The sequence below is a fragment of the Marinomonas spartinae genome (assembly GCF_016461715.1).
GTDB classification, from domain to species: Bacteria; Pseudomonadota; Gammaproteobacteria; order Pseudomonadales; family Marinomonadaceae; genus Marinomonas; species Marinomonas spartinae_A.
This window is the reverse complement of sequence record NZ_JAEMUI010000023.1, coordinates 21,351-42,066: the sequence shown is the minus strand read 5'-3', so window position 1 is coordinate 42,066 and position 20,716 is coordinate 21,351. Positions and strand designations below refer to the sequence as shown.

Here is a 20,716-nt window from a genome sequence, read left to right as displayed (position 1 = left end):
TCTATTATCTAAATGGATAGTATAAAATAGTGAGCCGTGCCTAAGTCGGGTACGGCTTCTTGCTTTACAGACTTTGCTCTGATTTCAAAAGCGCTACGTTTCACAAGCGATATGTTTCAAGAGTAATATGGGCTTTTCTTAAAGTGAACACAAATAGGTAGACATTCCATGTCCACAGAAATGTTAAAAGACGCGTTAGATTTTGACCTCATTGCTGACGTGTTTGTCACCGAATCCATTGCCGCTTCACCTGCTGAATTACATGGTCAATTATGTGGCTATCTGGCATCTGGTGTTGCCTTGCCATTAGAGGATTGGCTCACCATGGTAGTAGAGTTTTGTGATATCGAAGGCTGGAAAGAAGAGGCGAGCCGTTCCGCAATTGTAGAACTTTATACGGCGACGTTGACCTTGTTTCAAAACGGCGAATACGCCCTCGTACCTTGTATCAGTGACGATGATTCTCCCCTAAGCGAGCGTGGAACAACATTATCCCAATGGGCACATGGTTTCCTAGCAGGCTATGGCTTGTCGGGTCAAAAGAAAGATTTATCCGAAGAGACAAAGCAAATATTGCGCGACTTAGCCAATATTTCTGGCATGAAAGCGCAGATGGAAGCCTTAGAAGAGAATAATGACAATGAAGCGGATTTGACCGAGTTGGTTGAATACGCCCGTTTGTCGGCCATGATGCTGTATTCTGAGCACCATGAAGTGAATCCGAATGTAGATCATACTAAACAATCCTCAATACACTAATCACATATTCCCGTGCTGGCTGACGTGATGGACAGCCAATCAATATAAGAGAGAGTAGGATGAATACTGAAAGTCTGATAATAGATAAGCAAACATACCAAGCTCGTCGTCAGCGTTTGATTGAGTCACTGCCAAACAATGCGGTTGCCATTATTCGCACGGGTGAGCTTGCTACTCGTAATAATGACTGTGAATACGAGTTTCGCCCTCACAGTAGTTTCTTTTATTTAACAGGATTTCCTGAGCCCAGTGCTTATGCCTTGATCAAGGGCAATGGTGATACGCTTCTGGTGACGTTACCTAAAGACCCGGAAAGAGAGCAATGGGATGGCTTTCGTTATGGTGTAGAGGGCGCGATTAAGGAATTTGGTGTGAATGACGCCACTACCACTGATGAACTGGATAAGACTGCATTGGCATTTTTAGACGGTGCGGACCATGTCGCGTTTTTGTTTGGTGATGATCATCTTCGTCAACAGTTGATGGGCTGGCGCGATCAATTGGCTGCCCGTGCACGTGCGGGGGCGATCGCGCCGACTGGTTTGATTGATTTGACTCCCTATATTGCTGATATGCGCTTGCACAAAGACGAACAAGAAATTGTCTTATTGGAAAAAGCGGCTCAAATCAGTGTGGAAGCGCATAAGCAAGCCATGAGAACCGTTCGTCCAGGTATGAAAGAGTACGAGTTAGAAGCAGAATTAAATTATGTCTTTATGAAGTCTGGCGCGCGTCAACCTGCGTACAACAATATTGTTGCTTCTGGCAGTAATGCTTGTGTATTGCATTACATCCAAAATGACCAAACCATTAAACAAGATGATCTCGTCTTGATTGATGCGGGAGCGGAGTATGGCGGCTACGCTGGGGATATTACCCGTACGTTTCCGGCCAGTGGGAAATTCACCGAACCCCAAGCCATCTTATATCAGGTAGTACTAGATGCGTATCATGCTGGTATGAAAGAGCTTAATGTGGGGACACCTTATGAGGCGTATCACAATGCGGCGGTAAAAGTGTTGACGCAGGGCTTGGTCGAACATGGATTGCTAAAAGGGGAAGTAGATTCCCTGATCGAAAGCAAAGCCTACCGTGATTTCTATATGCACAATACGGGACATTGGTTAGGCTTGGATGTGCACGATTGTGGCGCCTATAAAATCAATGGTGAATCCCGCTTATTGGAAGAAGGCATGACCCTGACCATAGAGCCTGGTCTTTATGTTTCACCTGATAATGCATCCGTAGATGAAAAGTGGCGTGGTATCGGTATTCGCATTGAAGACGATATTTTGATCCGCAAAGAAGGGCCTTATGTACTCACCCATGGCCTGCCAAAAGAGATTGCGGAAATAGAAGCCTTTATGGCTGAAAACCGATAACAATCAATATGATAAAACTAGTCAGCCTATAAAGTTGCCAGTCAATGCAAAGGCTGCGAACCTGATTAATCACGACAAATGGAGCAGTAAAGATGGCAAAGCAATACGATGTAATAGTGGTCGGAGCCGGTATGGTTGGCGCCCTCGCTGGAATTTTGCTTGCTCAGTCATCGTTACGTGTTGCGATCATTGATAAGAACGACGGGTATTATCCGCTGTCTACACCGCCTAGTTATGATGCTCGGGTCAGTGCCATTTCTAGTCAATCTAAGGCGCTCCTTGAGTCGTCTGGGGCGTGGCAGCGTATTGATCAAAATCGTCTGGCGGCCTACAACAATATGGTTGTCTGGGATGGTTTAGGTCAAGGCTATATTGATTTTAATGCGCAAAAGGCCGCCATGCCGGAATTAGGGCACTTAGTCGAAAATAATGTCTTATGTGATGCTTTAATAGCGCAAGCTAAACAAGAGTCAAACATCGATTTGTATTTTTCAGAAACACTGGAATCCCATGAGTTAAGTGACGCGGGTGTTAAGGTGGCGTTGGCTTCTGGTCTCCCGTTAGAAGCGCAAACCCTGATTGCCGCAGATGGTGCCTTGTCTCTACTGAGAACGCAAAATGCGTTCGATACGGTAGAGTGGGATTACGGTCATCATGCGATTGTTGCGACCTTAGAAATAGACCGTTCCCATGAGAACACGGCATGGCAGTGTTTTGGTGAAGAGGGGATTTTGGCGTTTCTCCCTCTGCCGGATGTAGATAATCGCCACTTCGTCTCAATTGTTTGGTCGGTGCCGCCTAAAGAAAGTGATGTCTTGATGGCACTGGATAACAACACGTTTGCCACCCGTTTGCATTACGCCATTGGTAAGCGCTTTAAGGTATTAGGGTTAACCACGAAACGCTATGCAATTCCACTGCGTCAGCGGCATGCGAAGCAGTATGTAAAATCCGGTATTGCCTTGATTGGTGATGCTGCACACACCATTCATCCGCTAGCAGGGCAAGGAGCGAACTTAGGTTTTGGCGATGTAAAAGCGCTGGTTGCGGTGTTAACAAAAGCGCACAAGCGTGGGGAACACCTTGGGCAATCTCGAGTGTTAAGACGTTTTCAGCGTGCGCGTATGCTGGATAATATTGCAATGGCTGCTGGTATGGAAAGCTTCAAACGTTTGTTTGCATCACAAAATCCAATTATTGTGCAGCTGCGTAATATGGGAATGACAGGTTTTCATAACTCGCCAGCGTTGAAGCAAAAGCTGGTGGCAAGAGCCGCAGGTTTATCCTCTTTCTCTTAATTTTGAGGGAGCGAAATAAATATTATTGAGTCGGATTGCAAAACGCTACTTTTTTGAGATTGCAAAGTCCATACTGTTACATAGGCTGATGTTGTCTTATTGATAAAGAAGTAGAGGCAGTGCTTTATGCAAATATCAACATTATTAAAACAAACGGATAAGCTCCCCAACGTCCCCGATGTCGTTTTAGAGTTGATCGAAGCCTTGAACAACCCTGATGCTCATTACTCTGTCATCGCGGAAAAAGTGGCACATGATCAGACCATTTCTTTGAAGGTATTACGCGCGGTTAATTCTGCCTATTTTGGTCTGTCCAGAAAAGTCTATTCGATTGATGAAGCCATCGCTATTCTTGGTACGAATAAATTAAAAACCATGGTGATCGCCTCTGGTTTTGTGAACTCGGTTGATAGTGTTCAAGGGCTTGATTTAAGAGACTTTTGGCATGACTCCTTTGCGGTCGCAGAGTTAGCGCAGTGGTTGGGAAAACGCACAAGTTTAGTGGACGATGACGAGGCTTTTACGGCGGGAATTGTTCATAATATTGGACGACTATTGCTGCACCTTGCTGAACCTGAATTAGCCATTTCGATTCAGGATCAAGTCAGGCAGGGTAAAGGGAGTCGATTTAGAATCGAAATGGAAGCGCTTGGTTTTGCCACACAAGATGCGGGTAAAGCTTTATTGGATTTATGGAAGTTCCCCGTGGAATTAGGTGAAGCAGTGAAGCATCATAAGCGTCCTTTTGCTGAACAGCAGCCTCCTCAGCCCTTAGCCTGTATCTTAAATTTAGCTTGTTACCTCAATGCTTGTATTCGGAACGAGCGTGAGGTGGAGATTGTTCAAGAAGGTTTGCCATTAGCGGTTGTTAAAGCGGCGGGCATAACACCACTCACTCTAGACGATGTTGACCAAGCACTTAACTTGGATAATGAGCTTAGTCATATTATGTATTAACGGGTGACGATGCTAAGTAATAGGCATTGTCCCTTTGTTGATCTTTACATGGATGTAGATGGCTAGAAGGATGAGGTCGTCTGTGTAGAGATTAAGGTAAGCAAATATAGACACGCCTTCCGTGGCATATTGATTAAGCTGAATTCTTTAGAGTGGTTATTTGAATGGTTAACCGTCAGAGACTTATTCAGTACTGATGCCTTGTTCTCTACATACTTCGACTAGCCCTTCAAAGTCGTATTCCGTAAGGTCCAAATGTTCAAGCACAAAATGTTTATTGTTATCCCATTCGTAATCTTCTTCAGCACAACCCAAGTGTTTATAAGTGCCAGCGATATGCTCTGACATTTTCAAGATGGCCGCAAAGGTCAGATTGGTGGTGTCTCCCGGTACTCGATTGGTAAATAGGCGATCAATTCGATGATGGTAGGCGATGACGGCACAACAGCTCTTTGGTAATCCCCAAGATTTTGCGAGGTAGTAGCCAACCACGGAGTGATTGGTCTTAAACGTTTGGTTCTCAACATTGGTAAGCTCAAAGTTTTCATCCTGATAGCCTTTTATCAGAACGTCTTTATAGCCATCAAAGCGCTTCATCATTAACGGGATACCAGCATTGTGGAAAAGGCCAAGGGCATAACTTTCGTCTTGATATTTGAACCCCAATTGTTTGGCAAGACTGGCGCTAACGGCGGCCACATCCATTGCGTTGTCCCAAAAGGAATGCATGGCTTGAATGGCATCGTCTGACAATTCACTCTTAACCGCTAAGCCATTTACAATATTGGTGATAGTGGTCACGCCAAGTAACATGACAGCCTGTTGTATCGAGGTGATTTTTCTTGGTAAGCCAAAAAATGCGGAGTTGACGAATTTTAACACCGCAGCAGATAAGCCTACATCCTGTGAAATGATCTCAGCAATCCGTGTCATATCTGGCTCAGGCATGGCCTGTTCCATATGAAGATCCACCATCACTTGAGGTTGTGGTGGGATGCTAATGCCTTGAAGGACTCGTTTAAGTTGATTTTCATTTAATTCTGAGGACATAAAAAGACCGTTTCAAACAAAGACAATTAGGGTATCAATAGCGTAATACATGGCAATTGAGACTGTACGCTTTATAATAGCCCTTTTTAAATGTACTGGGTGAAAATTTTGAGCGTTATTCGACTAAAAGGGCAAGCAGATCGTCGTCTTAGAGCAGGCCATCAATGGATCTATAGTAATGAAATAGATACCAATAAGACGCCATTAAAGCAATTTACACCGGGCGATCAAGTGGTTGTCGAAACAGCACAAGGAAAACCTCTTGGTATTGCGACGGTGAATCCTAATACGTTGATTTGTGGTCGATTAGTGAGCCGAAGTGTGGATACCGTATTGAATAAATCCACTTTGGTGCATCGCATTAAAATTGCCTTGTCGTTGCGTGAAATGGTTTATTCTGGTCCTTATTATCGCTTGGTATTTGGGGATTCGGATGGATTGTCTGGGTTGGTGGTGGATCGCTTCGCCGATATCCTAGTCATACAGATTTCAACAGCGGGCATGGAGCGTTTGAAAAACGAGATTGTCGAAGCCTTACAGGAAGTCATCAAGCCGACGGCAATTTTACTAAAAAACGATGGCAAAATGCGTCAAATCGAAGGGTTAGAGACGTACGTAGAAGAAGCTTTTGGAACCGTTCCTGAGTTGGTTTTTTTGCAAGAAAATGATGTTTTGTTTCAAGCGCCTGTATGGGATGGTCAAAAAACGGGTTGGTTCTATGATCACCGAGAAAACCGTAAAACCATGCAAGGGTTTTGTGATGGTAAGCGAGTGCTGGATGTTTTTTCTTATGTGGGCGGTTGGGGCGTGCAGGCGGCGGCCGCTGGAGCAACCGACGTCACCTTTATCGATGCCTCAGAAAGTGCGTTAAGCCACGTGGATGAAAATTTAAAGCTGAACCAATACGAAGGTGATGCGAATCTCATGCACGGTGATGCGTTTGATGCCATGCAGTCTTTGATTGACGACAAAACGCGCTTTGATGTGGTTGTCATGGATCCCCCCGCGTTTATTGCCCGTCGTAAAGATATCAAAGCGGGAGAAGGGGCTTATCATCGCGCCAACCAGCTTGCGATGCGTCTGGTAGCGAAAGGAGGCGTTTTAGTGACTGGCTCTTGTTCAATGCATCTAGAGACCAACCGTTTACATGATATAGTGCGTAGTAATAGCCGCCAACTTGAGCGTTTCTCTCAGTTGATCTACCGTGGTACGCAAGCGCCAGATCATCCCGTTCATCCGGCAATTGAAGAAACGGAATACCTAAAAGCCTTGTTTTATCGTGTTCATAATAATATGGGCTTGTAATGTTCTTATGGTTATCTGTTGATCGTAAAAAAGCCCCTTTGCTTCACTGAGCAAAGGGGCTTTTTGTTTTGGTTGTCAATGGCTTAACCACGAAGGGAAAGGTGCGGCCAACCCCGTTCTTTAGCTATCTTGCTTAGAACGTCGTCTGCGTCAACTGCGATCGGGTGGTCGACTAATTCTAATAACGGCAGGTCGTTACGCGAGTCGCTATAGAAGTAGCTTCCCGCCATTGAATAACCCGTTTCTTTCAGCCAGTCGTTTAAGCGGGTTACTTTACCTTCTTGGAAGCTTGGTACGCCAACAATATTGCCTGTGTATTGTCCGTTAATGACTTCTGGAATAGGGGCGATAATATGATCCATGCCCAGAGCGGTGGCAATCGGGCCGGTGACAAACTGATTGGTGGCTGTGATCATTAATAAAAAATGACCTTGTTTTTTATGGTCTTGAATCAGGGCGTTGGCTTTTTCTTGCATCATGGGAACGACCTTTTCTGCCATAAAAGACTGATGCAATTGGGTTAACTCTGATGGGGTGAATTGGGTAAGCGGTGCTAGGCTAAAGGCTAAATATTCGTGAATATCTAAAGTGCCTGCTTGGTATTGTTGAAAAAAACGATCATTGGCTTCTTTATAGGCTTGAGTGTCGACCAGTTTTTTTTCTACTAAGAATTGCCCCCATGCATAATCACTGTCGCCACTGAGTAAGGTGCCATCTAAATCAAATATTGCGAGTGTCACTGGTTTTCCTTGGGATTATGAATTTGGAATTGTGAATGATAGAAAGTATAACCTTGAGAACTACAAATAACACGTCTGTTAATTGTGCGGCAAGGCGAATTATGGAACAATGAATCAAATTTGTATTTAAGTTAAAAGGTGATAGCTCGTGATTGATGCAGACGGATATAGACCGAATGTGGGCATCATATTGATGAACGAGCGTGGCCAACTTCTTTGGGCGAGACGAGTCGGTCAAAATGCCTGGCAGTTTCCCCAAGGCGGTATAAAACATGATGAAACACCAGAAGATGCATTATTTCGAGAATTGAAAGAAGAAATCGGTTTGGAGCCTCATCAAGTAGAAATCGTGGGGAAAACCCGAGGATGGTTGCGTTATCGGCTACCCAAACGCATGCTTCGGCATAATAGTAAGCCTTTGTGCATTGGACAAAAGCAAAAGTGGTTTTTGCTTTCTATTCGATGTGCGGATACCTGCGTGTGCGTTGATGATACTGAATGCCCTGAATTTGATGGTTGGCGATGGGTGAGTTATTGGTATCCATTAGGCCAGGTTGTCTCGTTTAAAAAAGATGTCTATCGACGAGCGTTGAAGGAGCTGATCCCCAATGCCCATCGCAAATTAGAGAAAATAGTAAAGACTAGCTAGGGGAAAACACAAACATGCTCAGCCTGCTCAGACGTATCACTCAAGAGGTGACCGCAGCACAATCATTGCCTGTTGCGTTGGACATCATTGTCCGACGTGTTCGCAGAGCGATGCGGGCAGAAGTGTGTTCTATCTATTTAGTCGATCCCAATACCAATGAGTACATTCTCATGGCAACACGCGGCTTGAACGCGGATGTTGCTGGTAGTGCCAGTTTGAAAGCCGATGAAGGCTTGGTTAGCTTGGTGGGTCGCCGTGCCGAGCCTGTTAACCTAGAAGATGCTCATATACACCCCTCATTTCACTATTTAAAAGGTACTGGAGAAGAGCGTTATCGCTCGTTCCTCGGGGTACCGATTATCCACCATCGTCAAGTACTCGGCGTGCTGGTGGTTCAGCATGAAGATAAACGTCGCTTTGATGAGGGTGAAGAAGCCTTTTTGATTACCTTATCGGCTCAGCTTGCAGGGGTAATTGCCCATGCAGAAGCCACGGGTGCGATGACGAGCTTAAGCGTTCATGCTGCACCAACAGGGTCGGATTTCCGCTATAAAGGGGTTGCTGGTAGTTCAGGGGTGGCCATTGGTCGCGGGGTGGTAGTGTATCCGCCTGCGGATTTGGATGTGATTCCAGATCGTACCGTGGATGATTGTGCCGCTGAAATCGAAGAATTTAATCAAGCGCTTGATGCGGTTCGTCAGGATATTCGTCGTGCCAGTAATCGCCTTAGCCAGCATTTGTCTAATGATGAAAAAGCGCTGTTTGATGTGTATTTAAAAATCCTCGATGACAATGCTTGGTCTAAAGATGTTGAAAGCAAGATCAAGGAGGGAAATTGGGCACAAGGAGCGCTTAGACAGGTCATCCAAACGCATATTGCGCATTTTGATCGCATGGATGATCCCTATTTACGTGAGCGTGCGTCAGACATTCGAGATTTAGGCCGTCGAATTCTCTCTCACTTACAGGCTAAGGCGCCTAATTTAGCAGAGCGCTTTGATGAACCCTCTATTATTATTGGGGAAGAATTGACGGCTTCTATGTTAGGTGAAGTGCCCCTTGATAAGATCAAAGGCCTTGTCTCCGTGATGGGATCAGGGAACTCCCACGTGGCGATTTTAGCACGTGCTATGGGAATTCCAACGGTGATGGGGGCGTTGGACTTACCCTACTCTCAGCTTGATAAAGTTGATTTGATTGTAGATGGCTACCTTGGACAAATTTTCACTTACCCCTCTGAACACCTGACACAGAATTATCAACAGATTGTTGATGAAGAGCGTCAGTTAGAAGAAGAGTACGAAACCCTTAAAGATTTACCTTGTGTGACTCTGGACGGCTACCGTTTATCGCTTTATGTGAATACTGGTTTAACCGCTGACATTGCTCGATCTCTGGATCGTGGTGCTGAGGGCATTGGTCTTTACCGAACAGAAGTGCCTTTTATGGTGCGCGATCGCTTTCCCACCGAGGCGGAACAAGAGCACATTTACCGTCAACAGTTAGCAGGTTTTGCGCCTGCGCCGGTTACGGTTCGTACTTTGGATATTGGTGGTGATAAATCGTTACCTTATTTCCCCATTAGCGAGGAAAACCCCTTCCTTGGTTGGCGTGGTATCCGTGTGACACTGGATCACTTGGAGATTTTTATGGCGCAAATTCGTGCCATGATTAAGGCCAGTGCTGGGCTACATAATCTAAAAATCATGTTACCAATGATTTCCCATGTGGCCGAAGTGGAAGAAGCGTTGGCATTGATTCGTCGAGCCTATGCGGAAATTAAAGAGGAAGGCTACGATGTTAAAATGCCCCAAGTGGGCGTGATGATCGAAATCCCCGCTGCGGTTTATCAAGTCAAAGAGCTTGCCTCGCTGGTGGATTTTATGTCTGTGGGAAGCAACGATTTAACTCAGTATCTGTTAGCAGTGGATCGTAATAATCCTCGTGTAGCGGATTTATACAATTGTTTCCATCCTTCGGTTTTGCGCGCTTTGCACTCGATTGTAAAACAAGTGAAAAACGAAGGGATAAACTTAAGTGTTTGTGGTGAAATGGCGGGCGATCCTATGGGGGCCATAATATTAATGGCTATGGGCTATGATGTGCTATCGATGAGTTCCACCAGCTTACCGAAAGTGAAAGCGGTTATCCGTAATATCTCCATGGATCAAGCGCAAAACATGTTGGATCAAGTGATTCATCTTACTCATGCTGACGCTGTGACTCAGACCATGACTCGATTAATGCGCGAAGCAAATATCGAACGCTTGGTGCGTCCAGCGAAAACCACAACGCATTAATTTAGTCGTACATTAAAAGGTTGTTCCTACCGCTATGATAGCTTATCCAGATTTTGATCCTGTCGCCATTTCCATAGGCCCACTTGCCGTACATTGGTACGGTATTATGTACTTAGTTGGCTTTGCTAGCGCGTATCTTTTAGGAAATTATCGTGCTAAGAAATCCAATGGCTTATGGACGCAAGAAATGGTCAGCGACATGATCTTTTATGGTGCATTGGGGGTCATTTTAGGGGGACGTATTGGTTATATCCTTTTTTATCAGTTCCCCGTTTTTATCAAGCATCCTTTAGTCATGTTTCAAATTTGGGATGGCGGCATGTCATTCCATGGTGGGTTAATTGGCGTCATTATTGCGATGATGATCTTTGCTCGTCGCTACAATAAACACTGGGTAGATGTTACCGATTTTGCGGCGCCTTTTGTGCCAATTGGTTTGGGGGCGGGTCGTATTGGTAACTTTATTAATGGGGAATTATGGGGTAAACCAAGTACGCTTCCTTGGGCTATGATCTTTCCAAAAGACCCTTTGCATCTTCCTCGTCAACCTTCTCAGTTGTATCAGTTTGCGATGGAAGGCGTGCTGTTGTTTTGCATTTTGTGGTTTTTCTCGAAAAAGAGTAAACCGCGTTACTGCGTGTCCGGCTTGTTTTTATTGTGTTACGGCATTTTCCGTATATTGGCGGAATTCGTGCGTGAGCCAGACCCGCAAATCGGCTATCTTGCTTGGGGATGGGTGACAGAAGGGCAGGTCTTATCTTTGCCAATGGTCATTATCGGCATTATTTTGATTGTCTTTGGTTATAAAATGAAACAATACCCCACCACGTAAATGTAAGATGATAAAACCAGCCAAGTGCTGGTTTTTTTTATTTAGAGAACTTGGCAATCAATAATCGTGAGGAAAAAAAATGAACGGCGACTTGTTGGGTTTTGGGCCAGTGACGCTAAACCATGAAAAGTATGTAGAGCCTCCTAAAACGGATAGTGAATTAGTGCCATTCCATCATTTTCTGATCGAGAATGAAAAAGGGGAAGTAGTCGGCCATATTAATTTTCGCATAGGCAATACGAGCCATGTTCAGAACTGCGCAGGGCATCTTGGTTATGCCATAAATGAAGCGTTTCGAGGCAAGCATTATTCGCTGTATGCTTGTTTGGCGATTAAGCCTTTTATACAAGACTTCTATTCGAGCATACTGATTACCGCAGAAGTTGATAATGCCCCTTCTATTAACATTATTGAAAAGTTAGGTGCCGAGTATTTAGATCAAGTTGTGGTGCCAAAAACAGACCCAGGGTATGTCCACGGTGCGCGTCAGAAAGTGCGCTATAAGTGGGCGGTAGTGTGACTAATTAACAGTAGGTTTTAAGCAGGAGCTTTGTTGTATGTTGGATTATCTGTACAAGTCATTTCGTTTTCTTCCCATTGCTCCAGGTGTCTTAAAATCTGGGTTAGAAACCTATTTGTCTGAGCAACGAGCTTGGTGTGAGAGTGCGGATTTTTCAGCTTTGTTTCCGTTTAAAGAGCTGGAGTTGCCGCAAGATTTCTTTTTGCAAAAAGTCATGCACTGCGATGGAGTGGATTATCTGACGGGGCCGCGCTTTTTGAATGGGAATATAGAGTCCCCTTATATTGAGCTTGCAGCCAGTTCCGGCCCATTGACGTCTAAGGCGGCGGAGCAAATTTTTAAATTATGGGAGCCGTTGCAAGCCAAACATATTCGCGTGCTTCGACCTGCCAAAGAAAAAGGCAAAGGCATTCGGGATCAGGGCTTTTATGCCTGTTCATTACCTGCTAAAGCAACACGTGATCACTCTTTCGAATCCTGCCCAGATAATCTGGTTCTCAAGAAGGCGGTCATGTCTGACCTTCAATGGTGTCTAAATACGCTTGACGTGTCTTATCAAGAAGCTTATCGCCGTATGCCTCAATTAAAAGACAGACTGTCACCAACGGATAAAGACTATCTGCAAGAATTGATCGAAATGGATAGTGTTATGATCATAATGCAAGGCCAGACCAAGGTGGGTCTTATGGCTTATGAAGAGAGCCTTAGAGAGTTTATTCAAGCCTACTGGATGATCGAGAAAGCCATTTTGCCTGATTATCAAGGCCAGCATTTATCGTCTAAAGCACAAATGCTCTTATGCCAACAGCTTACCCATGACACAGAAGACAGAGTATTAATAGGACACATTGATAACGATAATATTCCATCGATTAAAACCGCAGAGCAGGGCGGGCGTGAACGTATTCTGGATTATGTTTTTCTAAGCCGAGAGGATGTTGTGTAGCGGTCTCGGTACCATGCGAAATCGTGTAATAAAAAACGGTGAACCCTTTCGGATTCACCGTTTTTTTAATTTGATAGAGGTTAAACCGAAAAGGGATAAGCAATAGGTTCGTGGCACTGGTAGCCTTCCACCATAAAATCATCCAAAGTCACCCAGGTTTCAATGTCTTTTAGGGATTTGATCTCAGGATTGATTTTCAGCGTTGGCAGTGGATAGGGTTCGCGTTTTAGCTGAACATCACGCATCAGCTCTAACTGGTCTTCATAGATGTGAGCATTCACTATCTTATGGAAGGCTTGTCCAGCTTTATGTCCGGTTATCTGTGCGACAATGGCAAGCAATACATACACCTGAACCATGTTGAAGTTTAGGCCTAGAGGGACGTCACAGCTGCGCTGAGTGCTGTTTAGATAGAGAGTGTCACCCAGTAGCGAAAAATGGTGGCTGTACATACAAGGTCGCAGACACGCCATATGAAATGCCCCTGGGTGATAAAAGGTCAAAATCTCACCACGGTTATCCACACCACGGCTCAAATCGTCGATGATTTGTTGCAGTAGATCAATATGACCGCCATCCGGTTTGGGAAATGCTCGTCCAATGGCGCCATAGCATAGTCCCATATCGTCTTCACCTTTGCGATAAGGGTTGTTTAGCCAGACGTCATTTTGATTGGCGTTAGCGTCCCATGTTTTGGTGCCAAGGGCTCGAAAGTCGGCCGCATTGTCGTAACCCCGTAGATACCCCAAAATTTCCGCAATGGCAGATTTCCAGTAACTTTTACGAGTTGTCACAAGAGGGAACTCCCCTTTGCTGACATCATAGGTCAAATCCGCATTGATGACCGTCAGGCAACGTTTTCCTGTGCGTTCGTTGTTGACCCATACACCGTTATTTATGATGCGCTGGCAGAGGTCTAAATATTGTTTCATGGGCTTGCCTTGTCTGGTTGCTGGCAAAGCTAGTAACGCATGAGAAATGCATTCTTGTTTGCCATGAGTATAATGATTGCCAACGATTATATCAGAACTTCACTTTGTCTTAACCCAATGCCGTGATGCGGTGTCATTTTTAAAGGGTGTTTTTATGCTATCACTCATTGTTGCGATGTCGACGAATCGAACCATCGGAATCAATAATGCTTTGCCTTGGCATTTGCCAAACGATTTAAAGTATTTCAAACAAGCCACCATGGGTAAACCCATTGTAATGGGGCGCAAGACATTTGAGTCCATTGGTAAACCTCTGCCGGGTCGTCGCAATATTGTGATTACTCGTGATGAGGCGTTTCAGGCTGATGGCGTAGACGTTGTACACACGTTAGACGATGCTATTGCTTTAGGCGAAGACATTTGTCTTGTGAATGGGCAAGAAGAGGTCATGGTGATTGGTGGCTCGCAAATTTACCAATTGGCGTTAGAGCGTGCCGAGCGTCTTTATGTGACTCATGTGGATGCGCAGGTCGAGGGTGATGCCTTTTTTCCAGAGGTGGATTGGCCTTCATTTACACTATTAGCTGAGGAATCTTTTGCAGCAGAAGGCCCCAATCCTTACGATTATCGCTTTTCCGTTTACCAAAGAAGCAGCGCAAGCTAATGGGACTCTTTTGAGCCAAGTCATTAGCTAGTATTAATCGATGTTATAGAATAGAGGCAAACTATGTGGCAACAACGTGAAGTGACGTTACCAGCAAGCCGTCGAGGCTTTCATCTTATTACTGATTATATTGAAAGGGCACTAGATGAATTAGCGCCTGTATCAGTGGGGTTGTTGCATTTGCAGTTGTTGCACACATCAGCTTCTTTGACCATTAATGAAAACGCCGATCCTTCTGTTCGTCGCGATATGGAACAGCATTTTTCCGTTATGGTGCCGGAAAATCAGCCCTATTATGAACATATTTATGAAGGATCGGATGATATGCCCGCCCATATAAAAGCCAGTATGTTGGGATCCTCTCTCACCATACCTATCAAGAATGGCCTACTATATTTAGGCACTTGGCAAGGGGTGTATCTAGGAGAGCATCGAGATCATGCTGGGGCAAGGCGCTTGCTGATGACCTTACATGGGGAGTCTTAGGCGCTTTACTAATCAATAACTTTTTGCAGCGATAATACAAGAGGATAACTGCATGATCGCCCCAAATGATTACCATTTATGACAAAATATAGAATTAAATAGAATTTAGGTTTTTTATCTGTGATGATTGTGACTATTTTTGCCATAATCTGGTCGCTTTGCTGTTTAGTTTTTAAAACCAAGTATCGAATCTAAGAACACGCCTTCTCCAGATTGACACTCGCCATTGGTTTTTTGTTTTAAAGGCTTTTCTCACATAAGTCTGATACCCAGTTTAAATTTAAATTATCAATATGGAACCCAAATGAACGCGTGGTACTTTCTTTGTCTCTTATCCGTCGTGGCGATTTTTATCGCCTTCACCAATCAATATGTCCTCAAATTACAAACAACAATTGCGATAACAACGGGCTCCGTGGTGATTTCTTTGTTGTTAATGACACTGGCACATTTTTCCAGTAATGCGTTAACGAATGCCATCCAAACCTCAATGGAAGGCATCGACTTTAATTTATTACTGTTGAAGGGAATGCTAGGGTTTCTATTGTTTGCGGGGGCTCTGGAGATCAATCTACATTTGCTGAGGCATCAGCGCTGGGAGATTGCCATCATGGCGTTAGGGTCGACATTAGCTTCAACCTTTATCGTTGGTTTCTTAAGTTATGCGCTGTTTCATGTATTGGGCTGGTCGGTACCACTGATTTATTGCATGCTATTTGGTGCCTTGATTAGTCCGACAGATCCCATTGCGGTCTTAGCAATTATTAAGAAAATGCATGCACCGGATAAAATTTCGGTACAGGTTGAAGGCGAATCACTGTTCAACGATGGCGTTGGATTGGTGGTTTTTACGACGATTTTTGCTCTAGCATTCTCTGGTGAGTCGCCCACATTTCTAGGGGTCTCCCAATTGTTTTTGGTGGATGCTGTTGGTGGGATTTTATTTGGTGTGGTCATTGCCTTAGTGTCTCACTGGCTGATTTGTCGCAGTAATGACAGTAGTATCGAATTATTGATTACCTTGTGCATTCCAACAGCAGGCTATGCATTGGCAAACTTGTTGGATATTTCCGGTCCGCTGGCCATGGTGGTTAGCGGTATTTTCATCGGAAATGTCACCCGTACGGTAGGCTTCTCTGAACATAGTCAGCAAACCTTATCGCACTTTTGGCATACGGTTGATGCTTTCTTAAACTCCCTGTTGTTTATCTTAATTGGCCTGTTGTTAGTGGTGTTACCTGTGACTTGGGCTGAGGCTGGGCTTGGTATCTTAATGATTCCATTGGTTTTGCTGGCTCGCTTTATTAGTGTGGCCATACCCTATAAGGTATTTCGCCGTTACCGAACTTATGATGCCCACGCCATTAAGATTTTGACATGGGGTGGACTCCGTGGAGGGTTGGCATTGGCAATGGCTGCTTCGATTCCACGTAACAGCCTCATCATTAATGGCTGTGACTATCATACTTTGATAGTTATGATTACCTATGTGGTGGTGATTTTTTCGATTATTGTTCAAGGGTCGACCATATCACCGATTATCAAACGCAGTATTGAAGAAGGGAAAAGCCAATAAGCGATCTTGTTCGCTAAAGATGGCCGTTAGGGATAGCGTAATAAATCCCCCAAGACCAGTCGGTTTTGGGGGATTTTATCTTCTTCAAGGAGTAGGTTATTGCGCTTGACTAGATGCTTTGATGTGTTCTAATCGGCTTGTTTCTAAAGCATCGTTAGCACTTTGTGCTAGCTCTTCGATATCTTCGCCATCTTCTGGAAAAGCAGCAATGCCGAAACAGTAATCTAGTGGGTCCGCTTTGCCTTCTAGTAATAACGCTTTTTCTTTGTCGGTAGGATGAATAATGTGATTCAGCAACTGCATCGCATCCTTGATACTGGTATTTGGTAAAAGCAGCAGGAGCTTGTCGGGTTCGACCCTTGCCAATACATCGGCTTCACGAATTTTTTTATAAATGTGGCGGGCGAGTGTTTGAATTCTCAGGTTGCGAACTTCCATGGGTAAATCGGCTAGACGATTATGGGCATCTAAGTGAATTTTTGCCATGGTTAATGGGGTGTATTGACGTTTGGCAAGGCCAAGTTGCTTTCTGAAATGGGTCGCTGCGGCGCCTCGATTGAGTAGCCCAGTTAGCTCATCAAAGGTGGCTTGAGTGCGTAAGTGTGCTTCAAGGGCTTTTTGTGGGCTGATGTCTTCCACAAAGCCAATAATTTTTTTAATGCTGCCATCAGGTCGCTTTGTATAAGTGCGTCCCCTTTCTTTTACCCAAATGTATTCGCCGTCGGCCTTGCGGATACGATACTCACATTCGTAATAACTTTGATGGTGAATAACATGTTCATTGACCGTATTATTCAATCTTTCTACATCGTCTGGGTGCACCATATGGTGCCATTCGCGAGTCGATTTAGGGGTTTGCTCTCGTGAGCAGCCGAGTAGTAATGCGATGGAAGCAGAGCAGGAAATGAGATCGGAGTCGGTTTCCCAAATCCATAAGCCAGCAGAGGATTCTGTTAACGCAAATTTTAGCAGGGTGTTTTCGGCATCGGCTAAATCCATGTGATCGGTGTCATAGACACATGCCAACACATACTCGCCCATATGGTGAAATTCGAGCTGAGTATTGATCTGTTTAGTGCCGATGTTCAGTAAGCTTTCGCAACGATCAATGTCACCACGTTGAATTTGCTCGCAAAGATTGAGCCAGTCTTCAACGGACTTTGCTTCTTCGCTTAGCTCTATCCAAGAGTCACCAGGAGCCGCGTTAAAGTTTTCAAACAACATCGCGAAGCTGTGGTTGACAGCGTTTAGCTTGCCCGTTTTGCTTTCTATAATGAAAGCGGGGGTTGGCATATTGATAAAAGCCAACTCAAAAGGGTTATTCACGGTGCTCATTAGCTCTGCTCCTCTTAAAACAAGTTACTCTGGTGTGATCCAGCGAACTTGATAATTTGATTGGCCATCTTCGGCTAACAATTTGGTCAGCACAGGTAAGAAGTCTTTTGCCTCTTTTTCCAATGTCCAAGGTGGATTGACTATAATCATACCACTTCCAGCCATGCCGCGTTCCTGTTCCGTATCACGGATGCATATTTCAAGTAGTAATACATTGCGTATCTTGGTGTTTTCGACGTCTTTTAGCAAATTGTTTGCTTGTTTTCGACTGAGTACAGGATACCAAATGGCGAAGGTTCCCGTTGCAAAACGTTTGTAGCCATCTTGTAACGCAGTGACAACATGCTGGTAGTCTTTTTTGACTTCGTAAGGGGGATCCATGAGCACAAAACCACGTTTTTGCGGTGGTGGAAGCATGGCACGAACAGCATCAAAGCCGTTATCTTTGACTACATTGGCGCGACGTTTATTGGGAAAAAGGGCCGCCAATATAGGATAGTCATTTGGGTGTAACTCACACAGGTGCATCTTGTCTTTTGGGCGAGTGTAGTAATCAACGACTTTGGGACTACCGGGATACATCGTCAAGGTGTCACTAGGATTCATTTCTCGAACAATGTCGAGGAAGTGATCAACGGCTTCTGGTAAGTTGTTTTCACCAAGAAGGCGAGCAATGCCCGTTTGGAATTCTTTGTTTTTCTGTGCTTGTTCAGAGTCAAGTAAGTACTGACCAATGCCTGCATGAGTATCGAGATAGAAGAAAGGCGTGTCTTTCTTTGTCAGATGACGACAAATTTCACTGATTGTAATGTGTTTCAAAATGTCGGCGTGATTACCTGCATGGTAAATGTGACGATAGCTGAGCATGGTGTTCCCGTAATGAGTGAAGGAGTGGAGAAGATTCCGTTGTGCTCAATGATAATATGGCAACATAGGAATATAAAGAAAAAGGCTGCTCTGTCACGAGGATCAAAGGCAGCCTTTGTGTCTTAGGTGTTTTTACTGAGATCTTATTGAATTTGATCTAAATCGCGAACAGCACCTTTGTCTGCGCTGGTTGCGAAGTGTGCATAAACTTTAAGTGCAGGCGATACTTTACGAGCGCGCGCTTCGGCTGGCTTCCAAGCATCAGCGCCCTTGGCATTCATTGCATCACGGCGTGCTTGTAATTCCTCATCAGTGAGCAGAACATTGATACTGCGGTTTGGAATATCAATGCGGATGATATCTCCAGTTTCTACTAAACCAATGGCACCGCCTGCGGCGGCTTCTGGTGATACGTGGCCAATCGATAAACCCGATGTTCCACCTGAGAAGCGTCCGTCTGTCAGCAAAGCGCAGGCTTTTCCTAACCCTTTTGATTTGATGTAAGAAGTAGGGTAGAGCATTTCCTGCATGCCTGGGCCGCCTTTTGGTCCTTCGTAACGTACGATCACAACCTCACCCGCTTTTACTTTGTCATCTAGGATGTTTTTAACCGCTTCATCTTGAGATTCTGTAATGTGAGCAGGCCCCTCAAATACCAAGCAAGACTCATCTACACCAGCACTTTTTACCACGCAGCCATCTAACGCAATGTTGCCATAAAGAACGGCCAAACCGCCTTCCATTGAGTAAGCGTTTTCGATGGAGCGAATACAGCCTTCAGCGCGATCACCGTCTAGAGAGGGCCAGCGTGTTGACTGGCTGAATGCGGTTTGTGTTGGAATTCCAGCAGGACCCGCTTTGTAAAGTTCCATTACTTCTGCTGTGGGAGCGCGCATAATATCCCATGTTTCCAGTGCTTCTAGCATGGTATTTGAGTGAACTGTATGACATTGATTATGTAAAATGCCTGCACGATCCAATTCGCCGAGTAGGCCAAAAATACCACCTGCACGGTGTACATCTTCAATGTGATATTTGGGAGAGTTTGGTGCGACCTTACAAAGTTGAGGTACACGACGAGAGAGTTGGTCGATGTTTTCCATGGTGAAATCCACATCCGCTTCGCGAGCAATGGCGAGCAAATGCAAGATGGTATTGGTGGAACCACCCATGGCAATATCGAGCGTCATGGCATTTTCGAAGGCTTCGAATGTGGCGATGGCTCTTGGTGCCCATTGAGGTTCATCGTTATCGTAGAAACGTTTGGTGATGTCGACGATGCGACGACCTGCTTCAACGAATAAACGGTGACGATCTGAGTGGGTGGCTAAGACGGTGCCATTGCCGGGTAAACTTAAGCCAAGAGCCTCTGTCAAACAGTTCATTGAGTTGGCGGTAAACATACCTGAACATGAGCCACACGTAGGGCAAGCAGAGCGTTCGTATTCAGCGACTTTTTCATCAGAAGCCGTTGGATCTGCCGCAATGACCATGGCATCAACTAGGTCCAGATTGTGTTCAGACAGTTTGGTTTTACCCGCCTCCATTGGTCCACCGGAAACAAAAATAACGGGGATATTAAGGCGCATGGCAGCCATTAGCATGCCAGGGGTGATTTTGTCACAGTTCGAAATGCATACGAGCGCGTCGGCGCAGTGGGCATTGACCATGTACTCGACTGAGTCCGCAATCAGGTCTCGAGACGGTAAGCTGTATAGCATACCATCGTGTCCCATTGCGATACCGTCATCGACGGCAATGGTATTAAATTCTTTGGCAACACCGCCGGCAGCTTCAATCTCACGACACACAAGTTGTCCTAGGTCTTTTAAATGAACATGGCCTGGTACAAATTGAGTAAACGAGTTGGCTACCGCTATAATGGGTTTATGAAAGTCATCATCTTTCATACCTGTTGCACGCCATAGAGCGCGAGCGCCTGCCATATTGCGGCCGGATGTAGTCGTTTTAGAACGATATGCTGGCATTGGTTTCCCCACAGTTTTTTTTGCTTTATATAGACGCACATGTTAACAAGTTTATTCACTATTCCCAATGATGTTTTTTAGGCAATATTAAGACATTGGCAATAGTGAAGTTTTTACATTAAGGCGAGAG

The 20,716-nt window shown here is 44.9% G+C and carries 19 protein-coding genes; 13 read left to right on the top strand and 6 right to left on the bottom strand.

The window, feature by feature from the left end; translation table 11 throughout:
• Positions 1-168 precede the first annotated feature (168 nt).
• The 4 genes from JHD45_RS18260 to JHD45_RS18245 all read left to right on the top strand — a co-directional run bounded on the left by JHD45_RS18260 (position 169) and on the right by JHD45_RS18245 (position 4,396).
• Positions 169-759 carry a UPF0149 family protein gene (locus tag JHD45_RS18260; protein WP_199477930.1) on the top strand — a complete coding sequence of 197 codons (591 nt, stop codon included), beginning with the start codon at positions 169-171 and terminating at the stop codon, positions 757-759.
• A gap of 59 nt (positions 760-818) precedes the next feature.
• Positions 819-2,141, top strand: coding sequence for an aminopeptidase P N-terminal domain-containing protein (locus JHD45_RS18255; protein WP_233407925.1), 1,323 nt, complete (start codon positions 819-821; stop codon positions 2,139-2,141).
• A 92-nt stretch (positions 2,142-2,233) separates the two neighbouring features.
• On the top strand, positions 2,234-3,439 hold the full coding sequence (locus JHD45_RS18250; RefSeq protein ID WP_199477929.1) for a UbiH/UbiF/VisC/COQ6 family ubiquinone biosynthesis hydroxylase: 1,206 nt from the start codon (positions 2,234-2,236) through the stop codon (positions 3,437-3,439).
• Between the two features lie 126 nt (positions 3,440-3,565).
• The gene (locus tag JHD45_RS18245; RefSeq protein ID WP_199477928.1) at positions 3,566-4,396 is read left to right on the top strand and encodes an HDOD domain-containing protein; all 831 of its coding nucleotides are present in this window, start codon (positions 3,566-3,568) and stop codon (positions 4,394-4,396) included.
• Between the two features lie 183 nt (positions 4,397-4,579).
• On the opposite strand, the gene JHD45_RS18240 is transcribed toward JHD45_RS18245, so the two are convergent.
• Positions 4,580-5,446 carry an HDOD domain-containing protein gene (locus JHD45_RS18240; protein WP_199477927.1) on the bottom strand — a complete coding sequence of 289 codons (867 nt, stop codon included), beginning with the start codon at positions 5,444-5,446 and terminating at the stop codon, positions 4,580-4,582.
• Between the two features lie 108 nt (positions 5,447-5,554).
• Here JHD45_RS18240 and JHD45_RS18235 point away from each other — a divergent pair, with 108 nt between their 5' ends.
• A complete protein-coding gene (locus JHD45_RS18235) occupies positions 5,555-6,751 on the top strand; it encodes a class I SAM-dependent rRNA methyltransferase (protein WP_199477926.1) in 1,197 nt (398 codons plus the stop codon).
• A gap of 83 nt (positions 6,752-6,834) precedes the next feature.
• Here the strand turns inward: JHD45_RS18235 and JHD45_RS18230 are convergent, their stop codons facing one another.
• Positions 6,835-7,491, bottom strand: a complete 657-nt coding sequence (locus JHD45_RS18230) for an HAD family hydrolase (protein WP_199477925.1) — start codon at positions 7,489-7,491, stop codon at positions 6,835-6,837.
• A gap of 148 nt (positions 7,492-7,639) precedes the next feature.
• Between JHD45_RS18230 and JHD45_RS18225 the strand changes: the two genes are divergently transcribed.
• The 5 genes from JHD45_RS18225 (at position 7,640) to JHD45_RS18205 (ending at position 12,738) form a co-directional block, all read left to right on the top strand.
• Complete coding sequence (locus JHD45_RS18225) at positions 7,640-8,140, top strand: RNA pyrophosphohydrolase (RefSeq protein WP_067019447.1); 501 nt, start codon at positions 7,640-7,642, stop codon at positions 8,138-8,140.
• 14 nt (positions 8,141-8,154) lie between these two features.
• Positions 8,155-10,440, top strand: coding sequence for a phosphoenolpyruvate--protein phosphotransferase (gene ptsP / locus JHD45_RS18220; protein ID WP_199477924.1), 2,286 nt, complete (start codon positions 8,155-8,157; stop codon positions 10,438-10,440).
• 34 nt (positions 10,441-10,474) lie between these two features.
• Positions 10,475-11,272 carry a prolipoprotein diacylglyceryl transferase gene (gene lgt, locus JHD45_RS18215; RefSeq protein WP_199477923.1) on the top strand — a complete coding sequence of 266 codons (798 nt, stop codon included), beginning with the start codon at positions 10,475-10,477 and terminating at the stop codon, positions 11,270-11,272.
• 79 nt (positions 11,273-11,351) lie between these two features.
• Positions 11,352-11,792, top strand: a complete 441-nt coding sequence (locus JHD45_RS18210; protein ID WP_199477922.1) for a GNAT family N-acetyltransferase — start codon at positions 11,352-11,354, stop codon at positions 11,790-11,792.
• Positions 11,793-11,829: 37 nt separating this feature from the next.
• Positions 11,830-12,738 (top strand): hypothetical protein, encoded by a 909-nt coding sequence (locus JHD45_RS18205; protein WP_199477921.1) that lies wholly within the window; start codon positions 11,830-11,832, stop codon positions 12,736-12,738.
• Positions 12,739-12,818: 80 nt separating this feature from the next.
• Here JHD45_RS18205 and JHD45_RS18200 read toward each other — a convergent pair whose 3' ends face one another.
• Positions 12,819-13,670 (bottom strand): thymidylate synthase, encoded by an 852-nt coding sequence (locus JHD45_RS18200; RefSeq protein WP_199477920.1) that lies wholly within the window; start codon positions 13,668-13,670, stop codon positions 12,819-12,821.
• A gap of 154 nt (positions 13,671-13,824) precedes the next feature.
• Here JHD45_RS18200 and folA point away from each other — a divergent pair, with 154 nt between their 5' ends.
• The 3 genes from folA (at position 13,825) to JHD45_RS18185 (ending at position 16,396) form a co-directional block, all read left to right on the top strand.
• Positions 13,825-14,334, top strand: coding sequence for a type 3 dihydrofolate reductase (folA, locus tag JHD45_RS18195; protein ID WP_067019460.1), 510 nt, complete (start codon positions 13,825-13,827; stop codon positions 14,332-14,334).
• A 63-nt stretch (positions 14,335-14,397) separates the two neighbouring features.
• Positions 14,398-14,820 (top strand): secondary thiamine-phosphate synthase enzyme YjbQ, encoded by a 423-nt coding sequence (locus tag JHD45_RS18190; protein ID WP_199477919.1) that lies wholly within the window; start codon positions 14,398-14,400, stop codon positions 14,818-14,820.
• Between the two features lie 304 nt (positions 14,821-15,124).
• A complete protein-coding gene (locus tag JHD45_RS18185) occupies positions 15,125-16,396 on the top strand; it encodes a cation:proton antiporter (protein WP_199477918.1) in 1,272 nt (423 codons plus the stop codon).
• A gap of 96 nt (positions 16,397-16,492) precedes the next feature.
• Here the strand turns inward: JHD45_RS18185 and JHD45_RS18180 are convergent, their stop codons facing one another.
• The 3 genes from JHD45_RS18180 to ilvD form a co-directional block, all read right to left on the bottom strand.
• The gene (locus tag JHD45_RS18180; RefSeq protein WP_233407924.1) at positions 16,493-17,731 is read right to left on the bottom strand and encodes a sensor domain-containing diguanylate cyclase; all 1,239 of its coding nucleotides are present in this window, start codon (positions 17,729-17,731) and stop codon (positions 16,493-16,495) included.
• A 24-nt stretch (positions 17,732-17,755) separates the two neighbouring features.
• Entirely contained in the window at positions 17,756-18,598 is an 843-nt protein-coding gene (locus JHD45_RS18175; RefSeq protein WP_199477917.1) for a 23S rRNA (adenine(2030)-N(6))-methyltransferase RlmJ, read from the bottom strand.
• A gap of 143 nt (positions 18,599-18,741) precedes the next feature.
• A complete protein-coding gene (gene ilvD / locus JHD45_RS18170) occupies positions 18,742-20,586 on the bottom strand; it encodes a dihydroxy-acid dehydratase (protein ID WP_199477916.1) in 1,845 nt (614 codons plus the stop codon).
• Between the last annotated feature and the right edge of the window lie 130 nt (positions 20,587-20,716).

What these genes read in the sequence shown, in the direction of transcription:
- JHD45_RS18260 (WP_199477930.1), top strand. Translation starts at nt 169, where the DNA reads ATGTCCACAGAAATGTTAAAAGACGCGTTAGATTTTGACCTCATTGCT.
- JHD45_RS18255 (WP_233407925.1), top strand. Translation starts at nt 819, where the DNA reads ATGAATACTGAAAGTCTGATAATAGATAAGCAAACATACCAAGCTCGT.
- JHD45_RS18250 (WP_199477929.1), top strand. Translation starts at nt 2,234, where the DNA reads ATGGCAAAGCAATACGATGTAATAGTGGTCGGAGCCGGTATGGTTGGC.
- JHD45_RS18245 (WP_199477928.1), top strand. Translation starts at nt 3,566, where the DNA reads ATGCAAATATCAACATTATTAAAACAAACGGATAAGCTCCCCAACGTC.
- JHD45_RS18240 (WP_199477927.1), bottom strand. Translation starts at nt 5,446, where the DNA reads ATGTCCTCAGAATTAAATGAAAATCAACTTAAACGAGTCCTTCAAGGC.
- ptsP (WP_199477924.1), top strand. Translation starts at nt 8,155, where the DNA reads ATGCTCAGCCTGCTCAGACGTATCACTCAAGAGGTGACCGCAGCACAA.
- lgt (WP_199477923.1), top strand. Translation starts at nt 10,475, where the DNA reads ATGATAGCTTATCCAGATTTTGATCCTGTCGCCATTTCCATAGGCCCA.
- JHD45_RS18210 (WP_199477922.1), top strand. Translation starts at nt 11,352, where the DNA reads ATGAACGGCGACTTGTTGGGTTTTGGGCCAGTGACGCTAAACCATGAA.
- JHD45_RS18205 (WP_199477921.1), top strand. Translation starts at nt 11,830, where the DNA reads ATGTTGGATTATCTGTACAAGTCATTTCGTTTTCTTCCCATTGCTCCA.
- JHD45_RS18200 (WP_199477920.1), bottom strand. Translation starts at nt 13,670, where the DNA reads ATGAAACAATATTTAGACCTCTGCCAGCGCATCATAAATAACGGTGTA.
- folA (WP_067019460.1), top strand. Translation starts at nt 13,825, where the DNA reads ATGCTATCACTCATTGTTGCGATGTCGACGAATCGAACCATCGGAATC.
- JHD45_RS18190 (WP_199477919.1), top strand. Translation starts at nt 14,398, where the DNA reads ATGTGGCAACAACGTGAAGTGACGTTACCAGCAAGCCGTCGAGGCTTT.
- JHD45_RS18185 (WP_199477918.1), top strand. Translation starts at nt 15,125, where the DNA reads ATGAACGCGTGGTACTTTCTTTGTCTCTTATCCGTCGTGGCGATTTTT.
- JHD45_RS18180 (WP_233407924.1), bottom strand. Translation starts at nt 17,731, where the DNA reads ATGAGCACCGTGAATAACCCTTTTGAGTTGGCTTTTATCAATATGCCA.
- JHD45_RS18175 (WP_199477917.1), bottom strand. Translation starts at nt 18,598, where the DNA reads ATGCTCAGCTATCGTCACATTTACCATGCAGGTAATCACGCCGACATT.
- ilvD (WP_199477916.1), bottom strand. Translation starts at nt 20,586, where the DNA reads ATGCCAGCATATCGTTCTAAAACGACTACATCCGGCCGCAATATGGCA.